Annotated in this window: 11 protein-coding genes; 2 read left to right on the top strand and 9 right to left on the bottom strand. The window is 51.1% G+C overall.

Going from position 1 to position 12,376, the window contains the following annotated elements; all coding sequences use genetic code 11:
- Positions 1-191: 191 nt before the first annotated feature.
- Positions 192-392, top strand: a complete 201-nt coding sequence (locus MMG03_RS10765; RefSeq protein ID WP_249506256.1) for a hypothetical protein — start codon at positions 192-194, stop codon at positions 390-392.
- Positions 393-440: 48 nt separating this feature from the next.
- Here the strand turns inward: MMG03_RS10765 and MMG03_RS10760 are convergent, their stop codons facing one another.
- From MMG03_RS10760 to MMG03_RS10720, 9 genes are all read right to left on the bottom strand, one after another.
- Positions 441-2,237, bottom strand: a complete 1,797-nt coding sequence (locus MMG03_RS10760) for a chloride channel protein (RefSeq protein ID WP_249506255.1) — start codon at positions 2,235-2,237, stop codon at positions 441-443.
- A 124-nt stretch (positions 2,238-2,361) separates the two neighbouring features.
- Positions 2,362-2,820 (bottom strand): V-type ATP synthase subunit K, encoded by a 459-nt coding sequence (locus tag MMG03_RS10755; RefSeq protein WP_073159250.1) that lies wholly within the window; start codon positions 2,818-2,820, stop codon positions 2,362-2,364.
- Between the two features lie 137 nt (positions 2,821-2,957).
- Positions 2,958-3,419: a V-type ATP synthase subunit K gene (locus MMG03_RS10750; protein WP_233488164.1), complete on the bottom strand. Its 462-nt coding sequence runs from the start codon at positions 3,417-3,419 to the stop codon at positions 2,958-2,960.
- 24 nt (positions 3,420-3,443) lie between these two features.
- Positions 3,444-5,300: a V-type ATP synthase subunit I gene (locus tag MMG03_RS10745; protein ID WP_249506254.1), complete on the bottom strand. Its 1,857-nt coding sequence runs from the start codon at positions 5,298-5,300 to the stop codon at positions 3,444-3,446.
- Positions 5,297-5,938, bottom strand: a complete 642-nt coding sequence (locus tag MMG03_RS10740; RefSeq protein WP_101479261.1) for a V-type ATP synthase subunit D — start codon at positions 5,936-5,938, stop codon at positions 5,297-5,299. The genes MMG03_RS10745 and MMG03_RS10740 overlap by 4 nt, the downstream gene beginning before the upstream one ends.
- A gap of 3 nt (positions 5,939-5,941) precedes the next feature.
- On the bottom strand, positions 5,942-7,243 hold the full coding sequence (locus MMG03_RS10735) for a V-type ATP synthase subunit B (protein ID WP_249506253.1): 1,302 nt from the start codon (positions 7,241-7,243) through the stop codon (positions 5,942-5,944).
- The gene (locus MMG03_RS10730; protein WP_249506252.1) at positions 7,236-8,993 is read right to left on the bottom strand and encodes a V-type ATP synthase subunit A; all 1,758 of its coding nucleotides are present in this window, start codon (positions 8,991-8,993) and stop codon (positions 7,236-7,238) included. The genes MMG03_RS10735 and MMG03_RS10730 overlap by 8 nt, the downstream gene beginning before the upstream one ends.
- A gap of 17 nt (positions 8,994-9,010) precedes the next feature.
- Complete coding sequence (locus MMG03_RS10725) at positions 9,011-9,547, bottom strand: DUF2764 family protein (RefSeq protein ID WP_249506251.1); 537 nt, start codon at positions 9,545-9,547, stop codon at positions 9,011-9,013.
- Positions 9,548-9,560: 13 nt separating this feature from the next.
- Positions 9,561-10,163 carry an ATPase gene (locus MMG03_RS10720; protein ID WP_073159260.1) on the bottom strand — a complete coding sequence of 201 codons (603 nt, stop codon included), beginning with the start codon at positions 10,161-10,163 and terminating at the stop codon, positions 9,561-9,563.
- 400 nt (positions 10,164-10,563) lie between these two features.
- Here MMG03_RS10720 and aspS point away from each other — a divergent pair, with 400 nt between their 5' ends.
- Complete coding sequence (gene aspS / locus MMG03_RS10715; protein ID WP_073159262.1) at positions 10,564-12,348, top strand: aspartate--tRNA ligase; 1,785 nt, start codon at positions 10,564-10,566, stop codon at positions 12,346-12,348.
- Positions 12,349-12,376: the final 28 nt, after the last annotated feature.

Raw genomic sequence — 12,376 nt, 5'->3', positions numbered from 1 at the left:
ACTCCATAAAGATAATTAGAATAGTCATTGACAAACAGCAACACACCTGCCGGAGCAATTTCAGCCATCACGTTGAACAAGGTCAAGGACTAATTCCTCCGGGATGGTAAACTTCAATAAAATTGTTCCAGGGGATTATATGTAGTTGAAGCACGAACACCCAAGAATCGTTCTTGACCATTTTCTCCATAATGGTAATACTCAATACCCGTGCTATGCAGCAGATACATATTGTACACATAGATACCAAGAGAATTCATCTCAGTCGTCACTCTTACAAGTCCAACATTAGAACGTCCATCAACCGTGTAAGTCCCATCAGCACTTATTCTGTAGGTTTTGACCACACGTTGAAACAAGCTACCCTGAATGTGTACAGCGTAACAGTCTAGATGTCCGACCACATCACATCACTAGGCATATACTCATTCACTTCTTCTCTATAATTCATCAGTTTTCTGCGAATCCCTTACAATCTTATCGTAAGCCTTAAAGATGGCTGCGTGACTCAACACGCCTATTACATCACCATTCTTATTCTTGACACACAGCTCATTCATAGACGTTCGTACAAAAATCTTCAATGCCGAATGCAAGTCCATGGATTCATTCAGCATCGGAGCTTTTACTGTACAGTCAGAAATCAGCAAGTGCTGAATCAAGTCCGGCGAACTGATATAGGCGTTCTTCACGATGGACATGTCCAACAATCCTATGTACGTTCCCGAATGATCATGAGGCTTGGACAAGCCTGTCGGAGTCTTGGAAGTTCCTTCGTAGACAGGATAGACGTAATCCACCTCAATGTCCTTCAAAACATCAAACAGGGAATCCTCTGCACGGAGGGTCTTCATTTCGCAATGTTCAATCACATCACCAACGGTGGTAATTCGTAAAACATCCTGATCCATGTCGCCACGATGAGCCGGCGAGGCAAACTTGTTCACCACCTGACTTTTATAAATGCTCCAACCGCGAGAGAACGAGATGTGCATAACAGCCGCAATCAAAAGCCCAGGCAGCAAACTATAACTACCAGTCATTTCGCAGACCATAACCACACCGGCAATGGGCGCCTTGGCGGCCCCCGCAAAAAAGGCAGCCATACCTACCAGAATAAACATTTCAGGTTCGCGGATTGCACCCGGAGCCACCAGTTCCAAGATGCCCGCAAACATGGCACCCAGAACTCCACCAATAAACAGCGAAGGGCCGAACACGCCGCCGGATCCGCCAGAACCAACTGTTAGTCCCGTAGCAACAATCTTAGCAAGAACAATCCCCAACAGTAGCAGAACGCCCCATATGGAGTGAGGCATCATGGCTCCCATCACTTCGTTAATGAATTCAAAACCACCACCAGCAACTTCCGGGAAAACTACCACCAGAACAGAAATCATCAAGCCGCCTATAGCAGGTTTGATCCAGTTGGGAACTTGCCAGCGGGCAAACCGAGTCTCGGATTCACTATAGCAGCGCACGTACAAATAGGAAAACGGGAAACATAAAATTCCAAGGAGGGCGCAGCAAATCAGTTCCACCGTATTTGCAAAAGGGAACACAGGAACACCCGCAATGGCAGGCTCCGTTCCCACAAAGGCAATATACACCGTAAAAGCGACAACAGAAGAAACAATAGAAGTTGCAAACGCGTTGGATTCAAAGTCTTCGCGGTAAAGAACTTCCACCGAAGTCAACGCTCCTGCCAGCGGGGCCTTAAAGATGGCGCCCAGGCCAGCAGCCGTCCCCGCCAGGGTAAACTGCCGCCGCAGCGTCTGAGGCATCTGGAACTTGTGGCAAACCGTAGCCGCCACACCCGAACCAATCTGGGAAATAGGACCTTCGTAACCGGCACTACCGCCAGTCGCTAAAGTAATAATGCTCGTCAAAAACTTAACAGGGGCAACACGCTTACGAATTTTTCCACCTTCATGATGGAAGGACTTAATCATGTTATCAGTGCCTTGCCCTGCTGTTTCAGGAGCCTTGGCGATAACATAGATGATGACGCCTACAATCAATCCACCAATAGCAGGCATTATAGCAAAAGACCACCAAGGTAAAGCGTTTTCCCCAGTCCAGGGCATTTTCACCAAGGAGGTTGCCAGTCCCAATCCAAAATGGAAAGCAACCGCCACCAGGCCCGTTATAAATCCAATGAGCGCAGCCAGGAAAATCTTCGGCATATAGCCGTTGACTACCAGGAACCTGTTAAATCTTTTCAAGAACTGCGACATTACTTAGCCAAAAATAGAAAAAAGAACCCCATGCAGAATCTGCACGAGGTTCTTAATAAAGCCTCAAAGGCCAAAGGCCGACCTCATACCTCAAGCGAGTGTACGAGCGTACCTCATACCTTTTTTAGCTCACCAGCATCATCGAGAACACCATGATGAACAGGGCCACGGTTTCACCCACGCCAAGCACCATCAAGCTGTTCACTAGACCCTTGCCGGTTTCGCCCAAGCCATTACAGGCGTTGGAGGCAGCCTTGCCTACATACCAGCCGGAGAACATAATGCCCAGTCCACCGAAGATGCCCACGCCCAGGCAAGCTGCCCAGTTGTGGAAATCCGGCTTGTTGGCAGCATTCAGGATGGTGTTCATCAGAAGCATGCCATAAATCGTCTGCGCAATAGGTGCGCCCACGAACACAAGCAAGGTGAACATAGCGTTCTTCCCCTTAAGGTAGGCTTTCTTCCACGATCCGATCGCCGCCATGCCGGCAGTACTGCAACCCATTGCAGAGCCGACTGCGGAAAGACCGAGAGCCGCGGCGGCGCCCATCTTGCCGAGAGTCACTATTGTTTCTTGATCCATATTCAATTCCTTATAGGAGTGAGGACGCGAACTATGTTCGCTTTGAGGTCGGCGCAATAGCGCCTAGAGGAATGAGGTCTTTCAAAACAAAGCCTCACACCTCAACGCCTTACAAAAGTAAGGCGTCCTCATACCTACTAAGCGAAGGTCTGGGTTGCGAACACCATGACGAACAGGGCAACGGTTTCGACCACACCGAGAACCATCAGGTAGTTCACCATGCCCTTGCCGGTTTCGCCCAGAGCGTCACAAGCAACAGCACCAGCCTTACCCTGGAACCATGCGGAAGCCATCATGCCAAGGCCGCCGAAGATACCGGCACCGAGGCAAGCTGCCCAGTTGTTGAAGTTTTCTGCATTTGCTGCACCCAGGATGAAGTTCATCAGGAGCATGCCGTAAATGGTCTGGGAAATGGGAGCACCCACAAACACAAGGAGAGTGAAGAGAGCACTCTTGCCCTGAGCGTAAGCCTTCTTCCAGACGGTGATTGCAGACATACCAGCGGTACCGCAACCAAGAGCAGAACCGAGAGCACCGAGGCCGAGAGCTGCTGCTGCACCCATCTTGCCGAGAGTAACCATGGTTTCGTGATCTAACATATTTTTATCCTCTACTTGTTGTTATTAAACGTTTTTCCGTTTCTTGAACGGGTTAAAGCCAAAACCGCTCCATTGCAGGTCAAGGCCGTTAGAAAATTCCAGGGTGTTCAAACGCACTGCGTGAACCGCCACACCCATGACGGCAAGTGCAATGTTCAGGGCATGAACAAAGAGTAGCACAATGGCTGCACCAAGGAGACCGCCAACAGAACCGAACATAGGCGAAAGCATTTCGCTGAAGGATTCTGCAATGGCAGCACCGGAAAGGCCCACTGCGAACAGACGGATGTAGCTAATCACATCCACGAAGTTGTTCACGATGTTCAAGGCGAGCATAGGAATAGAAATCCATTCTTCCTTGAGCTTGGAAGGAGGCACAGAGAACAGCACCAGCAGCACCACGCCAGCGATGAGCACATAGATCATCGGAGCAGAAGTGGGACCGCTGAAGAAGTTTCTGAACACTTCCGGGACCTTTTCGCCCAGCACCATGTTTCCAGCGAGGAAGAACATGTACCAGGTGGAGAATAGCCAGCCAACCTGAGCCAGAGCTGTAGTACTCTTACGCTGGATCTGGACAACCACATTCCAAACGTGTGCAATAGTCAGATGGACCACTGCAATGCAGAAGCAGAAGAACTGCATGTTGGAAGACTGACGGATCCAATGCATGGCATTCTTCAGACCCTCGGGGCAGAAGGATGCATTAGCCAAATCAAGATTTGCAACCCAGGGAGCAATTTCCGGAGTCAAACCAAGATAGCTTGCATTCATGATGCCCCAAACGATGGTAGCACCACTCATCAAGTACATAAAGCTGAAGCCTGCACTCTTGGATTTCGGAGCCTTCTTGCGGGCAACGATAGTGAGAGCCAGGAACAGAGCTCCGTAGAAGGCATCACCAACGATGATAGCAAAGAACAGGCTGAAGAAAGCCAGGAACACTGCGGAAACGTCGATTTCCTTGTAGCCCGGAACGATACCGATAATATCGTACAGGAACTGCATGGGTTTCGCAATGGGCTTGTGAGTCAAAAGGGTGGGCACCATGTCGTCGTCAGAAGGATCTTCTTCGCGGACGCCCCAGCCATTAGCCTTTGCGGCTTCCTGAATTTCACCCATGCGATTTGCAGGAGCGAAACCCTGGATCATGGCGATGCTTGCACCAGCGAGCATTCCGCTAGAAGCTTCCTGAAGGTCGTATTCTTCGTCGGCATCAGCCAGTTCAGAATCGATTTCGGAACGCTTGGCGGAAAGTGCTTCCAGAGTCTTGTCGGCCTTTGCAAGTTCTGCATTGGCGGCGGAGAGCTTCTGGCGCATTTCAGCCAGGGACATGGACGGCAGAGGAAGTTCAACGGCATCCTTTACGGCTGCGGGAGCTTCACCCTTGCTAATGACTGCATAAAGATTTCCAGTAAGGTTCTGACCGAAGGGCTGCACAACGGCGCCGTCATCAGCAGAAATAGTCTTGCTGGGATCAACTTCATAGAGTTTTACGAAAACACCGCTCTCTTCCAGAGACTTAACAGTCTGCGGGTCCAGATTGCCGAAGTTGTCAAGGCGGTTCAGGTCATTATGGAGCTTGGAGATTACGTCCGTAGCGTCCTTCTTGACCTGCACCATCTGATGCACGGCTTCGACTGCGGGCTGAGAAGCGATAGATGCGTCCAGAGAAACAGCATCCTTCCCTGCCTTGGCGGGGATTGCCTCGAGAGCCTTGCGGATTCGCATGACCTTGGACTTGGCGGCATTCAGCTTTACGCCCGTGGGATTTACCAGCGGGGTAACGTGAAGGATGCCCATCTCGCGGAGCTTTTCAAGAGAAGCCTCGCGTTCCTTGTCCAGGCAGAGAATGGTTACTTTCTTCATAGGAGTAATCATGCGGCTACCCCCTTGTCCTGAGCGGCTGCGGCATCCTGTGCTGCGGCACGAGCGGTAGACTTGCCCTTTGCAAGCTTACTGCGGGCCACGCCAGAGGTCTGCTGGTCACCCAGGAAGATGTTAATCTTACGGATGTTATCCTTGGCTTCGGGAATCTTGACCTTTTCGAAAAGATTCACGCGCTGGCTCGTGGTACGGAGTTCCATAGAAAGCAGTTCGTACTGCTTTTCAAGAACACGGCGTTCCAAGCGCAGGGAAATAAGCCCCTGCAGGCTGCGGATACCGTCGTCCAGCCAAACCGGCGTAGTAAAGAAGTCAGGGATGGTCACATTGAAGTCTACCCCATCGAATGTAGGAATGCGGACACCGGCGATATTACCTTCGCCCTGGCGCACTTCCTTCACCGACAGGTACTTCGACCAGTCGATAGGTTCGGCATACAGCGAAATCCAGGAGGACATGCTCTTACGAAGCTTGTCTTCCTCGTCGCGCTTTGCCATCACCCTCTCCTGGAGCGTACGCATTTCCATCTGCAGCTGCTGCTTTTTCAACAGCAACGTGGGCAGATAGCGCTGGAAGCGCTTCAGTGCGTCGCGTTCCGCCTTGAGGGCGTTTTTGGTTAACTTGACTTTAGCCATTAATTACCCCTTCTTGGGCCAATACTGACTAATCATCTTGGAAGGAATACCGGTTTCTTCGGGTTCGAAGCAATCCGCAAGGATTGTCCAGCCCAGATCCAGAGCCTGTTCCAGAGGAATGTTCACAGACAGGTCCATCATTTCCTTTTCGAAACGAGTACCGTACTTCAACAGCTTCTGGTCCCAAGTACTCATGTTAAAGCCCATGGACTGCTTTTCAAGGGTTTCCTTGTAAGAAGCGTAGAGCTGGATCATGGTATTCATAATGGTACGGTGGTCGCTACGGGTCTTACCGTTCACCTGCTGCTTCAAACGAGACAGAGAACCGAACGGTTCGATACGGCCCTTACGCAGATAGAACTGACCTTCGGTAATGTAACCGGTGTTATCCGGAACCGGGTGGGTCACGTCATCGCCAGGCATGGTGGTAACGGCAAGGATGGTAATAGAACCGGAACCTTCGAAGTCCACAGCCTTTTCGTAACGGCTAGCGAGAGAAGAGTAAAGGTCGCCAGGATAGCCACGGTTAGAAGGAATCTGTTCCATGGTAATGGCGATTTCCTTCATGGCGTCGGCGAAGTTGGTCATGTCGGTGAGAAGCACCAGCACGTTCTTGCCTTCGGTTGCGAACTTTTCGGCAACGGCAAGAGATGCATCAGGCACCAGCAAGCATTCCACAATGGGGTCAGATGCAGTGTGCATGAACATCACGGTACGGCTAAGAGCACCGTTCTTTTCAAGGAAGTCCTTCAGGTACAGGTAGTCGTCGTGCTTCAGGCCCATACCGCCAAGAACGATCACGTCAACTTCAGCCTGCAGAGCAATACGGGCAAGAAGTTCGTTGTACGGTTCACCAGCGATAGAGAAAATCGGGAGCTTCTGGGAAACCACCAGGGTATTGAACACGTCGATCATGGGAATACCGGTACGGACCATGGTCTTCGGGATAATACGCTTTGCGGGGTTCACGGAAGGGCCGCCAATTGCGATACGTTCGCCATCGACTTCCGGGCCATTGTCACGGGGCTGACCAGCACCGTTAAACACGCGGCCAAGGAGTGCTTCGGAATAAGGAACCTTCATGGGTTCGCCCAGGAAGCGGACTTCGGAATCGGTAGAAACGCCACGGGCGCCTGCGAAAACCTGCAGGTCAACCATGTCACCGTCAATACGGATCACACGGGCAAGAGAAGTACCGAAAGAGCTAGTAACCTGAGCCAGTTCCTGGTTGGCAACGCCTTCTGCCTTCAGAGAGATCACAGAACCGGCGATGCGTTCAATACGATGGTAAGCAACATTATGCATTGACAGTTACCTCCTTCACGGAAGCAGTAATATTGGATTCAATTTCCTTGAATTCTGCGGAATCCATTGCAACGCGGTTCCAGTCCTTGGTAGCCTGAGTGAGCTTCAGGAAGAAGGTACGTGCAATATCCTTTTCGGCAAAAGACATAGGAGTCTTGAGAATTTCATAAACCTTGCCGAACACATACTTCTGACGGTCGCCAGTGCAGGCGGCGTCGATTTCGTGGTATGCGTCCTGCTGCAGATAGACTGCATCCAGGTATTCAGACTTGAGGTAAGTAATGAAGTCGTCGATAGAGGTACCTTCTTCACCCACCACCTTCATCATGTTGTTGACGTCAACGCCAGCAGCAAGAATCTTGCGGGCATCGGCAACCTTCTTGGAATCGATGATGCCTTCATACTTGGACCAGGAATCCAGCGGGTGGATTGCCGGGAAGCGGCGCTGGTCGGAACGTTCACGGGAAAGGCCGAGGAATGCGCCCACCACCTTCAAGGTAGCCTGGGTCACGGGTTCTTCGAAGTTACCACCTGCCGGAGAAACGGAACCGCCGATGGTCACGGAACCAGTGGAACCGTCCTTCAGGCGAACAACGCCACCGCGTTCGTAGAAGGCAGCGATCACAGATTCGAGGTAAGCCGGGAAGGCTTCTTCACCGGGGATTTCTTCCAGACGGCCGGACATTTCACGGAGAGCCTGAGCCCAACGGGAAGTAGAGTCAGCCAGGAGCAACACGTTCAGGCCCATCTGGCGATAGTATTCAGCCAGGGTCACACCGGTATAAACGGAAGCTTCACGAGCAGCCACCGGCATGGAAGAAGTGTTACAAATGATAAGGGTACGTTCCATGAGGGACTTGCCGGTACGGGGGTCGATCAACTCAGGGAATTCGCGAAGGGTTTCCACCACTTCACCAGCACGTTCACCGCAAGCGGCGAGGATCACGATGTCCACGTCTGCGTAACGGCTCATGAGCTGCTGCAGCACAGTCTTACCGGCACCGAAGGGGCCCGGAGTACAGAAGGTACCGCCCTGCATCACAGGGAAGAAGGTATCCACAATGCGCTGCTGCATGGTCAGCGGCTTGGTGGGGCGAAGACGTTCTTCGAAAGCCTTGATAGGCATCTTCACCGGCCAAGTCTGGACCATCTTGATTTCAATCTTTTCGCCCTTTTCGTTAACGACAACGGCAACAACGTCTTCGACGACATGTTCGCCAGCGGCAACGACGGATTCTACGGTCACCTTGCCGAGAACCTTGAAGGGAACCATGATGCGGTGGGTAAACACGCCTTCGGGTACGGTACCGATGGTGTCACCAGCAACCAAGACATCACCCGGCTTTGCAACCGGAGTAAAGGCCCACTTCTTATCGCGGGGCAGAGCCGGCAGGTACTTACCGCGCTGCAGGAAGAAGCCGCACTGTTCGGCAAGTTCGGGCAGGGGGTTCTGAAGACCGTCGAACACCTGAGTCAGAAGACCAGGTCCAAGTTCCACAGAAAGCAGTTCGCCAGTGAATTCGACTTCGTCGCCAGCCTTAAGGCCAGTGGTATCTTCGAACACCTGAAGTTCTGCGTAGTCGCCACGGATACGAATCACTTCGCTCTTCAGCGGGATAATTTCGGACTTGCCATCCTTATTCTTGGAGGGCAACTTGGCATAAGCCACTTCGTTCTGAGACACGGCGCTTTCGAACTTGACGCGAATCAAGTTACCGTTCACACCGATGATTTTTCCGATACTAGCCATTGAAAATGGACCTCCGGTCATTCCTGAACAAAGTCAGGATCGTTTGCATTAATAACGTTGAGTACAGCAGCGTCGCCGGCCTTTTCAGAAAGGCGGGCCCAACGTGCACAAATTTGGAGCTTAATTGCGTATGCATATACGTGCTTGACGGTTTCCTCCCCTACACCGGCGAGGCAATCAACCAGCCAAAAACGGGCCTTGTCCAGATCCTGCTCTTTTTCCATAGGATTGGACTTGGCAAATGCATCCTGAATCATCTTGGCGAAATAGACGTCGTAACCGGCAAAGCTACGTTCGCTGAAACGAACATCGGGGCCCCATGCCTGGGCGCGGAGCCTGCCGGAAACGTTCTTCATCTGAATTTCGTGAGCCTGATAGGACTGTACGAATTCATCGTCAGACGGTTCATTGTTAAGCAAGGCGTTCAAAGCTTCAAGTTCAGCCTGGTCCAGAGCGCCCTCGCAACGGCTACGGAAATCATCCATAGTCACGGGAGGCACGTCACCCAGGTTGATCATGGGCAAAGAAGCCATTAAATAAGAAGGAGAACTCATTGATTCGCCTTAATTACTTTGCCTGTGCTGCAGCGTTAACGACCTTGGCCAGCTGCGGGCGGAGCAATGCAGAAAGAGCGTCTGCCATTGCCTTTTCGGTAAATTCGTGGGTGACCTTGCCACCGTCCAGCTTGACGCGGAAGCCATACTTGACACCCTTGTCGCTAGAAACTTCAACACCGTTAGAGAGCTGCTTTGCAAATTCACCGGTGACGAAGGAAGCGAGCTTCTTGGCATCGGCTTCGCTGAAGTCCACTTCAACATGGGCGCTGTAGCCCTTGGCGAGGGAAAGGAGCATTTCCTTGACGGTAGATTCGTCCAGGGACTTTTCCACCTGGAGGGAGAGCAGGTTAAGAATCATATCCTGAAGATTCTTGCCTACAGAGAGAAGAAGATCGCGTGCAGACTGTTCCAGAGTGCGTTCGCTACGTTCGGTAAATGCTTCAGCATCCTTATCGGCCTTGGCAAGTTTTGCCTGGGCTTCGGCTTCGGCGGCCTTGACAATTTCGGCTGCCTTTTCCTTTGCCTTAGCAATAATTGCTGCTGCATCGTTTTCTGCCTTGTCAACAGCATCCTTCTGGATGCGTTCCATAAGGTATTGCAAATCTTCTGCCATATTTTATCTCCAATAACAATAAGAAGCCCTTTTTAGGGACTTTTTGAAAAATTTCGGTAAGAATATACAAGGTTTTTTATCAAAAAGTCGCAGTTTTCATAAAATTTTTCCGATTTTTTCATTTTTTTTCTAAAAAAAGGTCCGATTTCGTGAATGTTAAATTTTATTATACAAAGTTTACGAAAAACTATAACTTTTACTTATACATTAGAGAATTTCTAATTATGGATTTTAAAGCTTATCTATAAAAGTTAGACCTTTTTTATCAGACGTCCATCCATATCAGGAAAAAGAACTTCAAGGCCCGAATTTATCCCAAAAATCGGAGTAGCCTTTTGTCACACCACGCTCCTGTTTCTATATTTACGCCCGTAAATTTTTTATACCAAAGGGTAATACAATGAAACGTACTCATAACTGTGGCCAGCTCCGTAAGGAAGATGTTGGCCAGACCGTAACTCTCTGTGGTTGGGTGGATCGTCGCCGTGACCACGGTGGTGTGATTTTTGTGGACCTCCGCGACAAGTATGGCAAGACCCAGATTGTGTTCAATCCGGATTACAATGCCGACGTTATCAAGAACGCAGAAACTCTCCGTAACGAATACGTGATTTGCGTTACCGGTAAGGTCTATGCCCGTGAAGAAGGCAACACCAACGAAAAGCTGGCTACCGGCGAAATCGAAGTGAAGATCAGCGAACTCACCATCCTGAACGCAGCCCTCACTTCTCCCCTGGCCATCAACGACCCCAACGAAGAATGTAAGGAAAACGACGACCTCCGCCTCCAGTACCGTTACCTGGACCTCCGTCGCCCGTGGATCCAGAAGAAGCTCATGCTCAAGAGCAAGTTCCTGAAGGAAGTCTACCACTTCTTCTATGAAAACGGTTTCGAAAACATCGAAACTCCGGTTCTCTGTAAGTCTACTCCGGAAGGCGCACGTGACTACCTGGTTCCCTCTCGTGTGAACGCTGGTAAGTTCTACGCCCTCCCCCAGTCTCCGCAGCAGTACAAGCAGCTCCTCATGATCGCTGGCATGGACCGCTACTTCCAGATCGCCAAGTGCTTCCGTGACGAAGACCTCCGCGCCGACCGTCAGCCGGAATTCACCCAGATCGACGTCGAAATGTCCTTCGTAGACCAGGACGACGTGATGGGCATGTTCGATAAGTTCGTTACCGAAGTTCTCGGTAAGGTCTGGAACTTCGAACCTCCCAAGAAGATCCGCCGCATGAAGTGGGCAGAAGCTATGCTCAAGTACGGTTCCGATAAGCCGGACCTCCGCTTCGATCTCGAAATCCATGACGTTTCCGAAATCGGTGCCAAGAGCGAATTCGGCGTGTTCAAGAACTGCGTTGCCGCTGGTGGCAAGATCCGCGGTATCGCTGCTAAGGGCTGCGTTGACTTTACCCGTAAACAGATTGACGAACTCACCGCCTACGTTGCTAAGTACGGTTCCAAGGGTCTCGTATGGATGCGCGTCAAGGAAAATGACGAAGTTGAAACTCAGGTCGGCAAGTTCTTCACTACCGAACAGCTCAACGAACTGCGTGACGCAGTCGGCGCTAAGTGCGGCGACATGATGTTCTTCATCGCTGGTCCCGAAAAGATTGCAGCTACCGCTATGGGTCAGCTCCGTCTCGAAGTGGCTCGCATCAAGGGTCTCCGTGACCCGAAGAAGCGCGAATTTGTCTGGATCACTGAATTCCCCATGTTCGAATACAGCGATACCGAAGGCCGCTACATGGCTATGCATCACCCGTTCACCAACCCGCTGCCCGAACATCTGGACATGATGCTCTCCGGCAACCTGAAGGATTGCAACGCCGAAGCTTATGACCTTGTTCTTAACGGTGTTGAAATCGGTGGCGGTTCCGTGCGTATCCACAACCCTGAAGTTCAGGAAAAGGTTTTCCGCCTCCTCGGTCTTACCGAAGAACAGGTTAAGGAAAAGTTCGGCTTCTTCGTTGACGCATTCAAGTTCGGTGCTCCTCCCCACGGTGGTCTCGCCTTCGGTCTGGATCGCGTTGTTGCAACTATGGAAGGTGAAGAATCCATCCGTGACTACATCGCTTTCCCGAAGAACACCAGCGCATCCAGTCCCATGGACCAGTGCCCCAGCGAAGTGGATCTGCAACAGCTGCAGGACATCCATATCGCCGTGCAGATGCCGAAAAAGGACTAAAGAACTTTTTTCGCTTTATACTTTACAG

The organism is Fibrobacter sp. HC4, assembly GCF_023373925.1.
GTDB lineage: Bacteria > Fibrobacterota > Fibrobacteria > Fibrobacterales > Fibrobacteraceae > Fibrobacter.
This window is presented reverse-complemented; position numbering and strand designations above follow the sequence as displayed.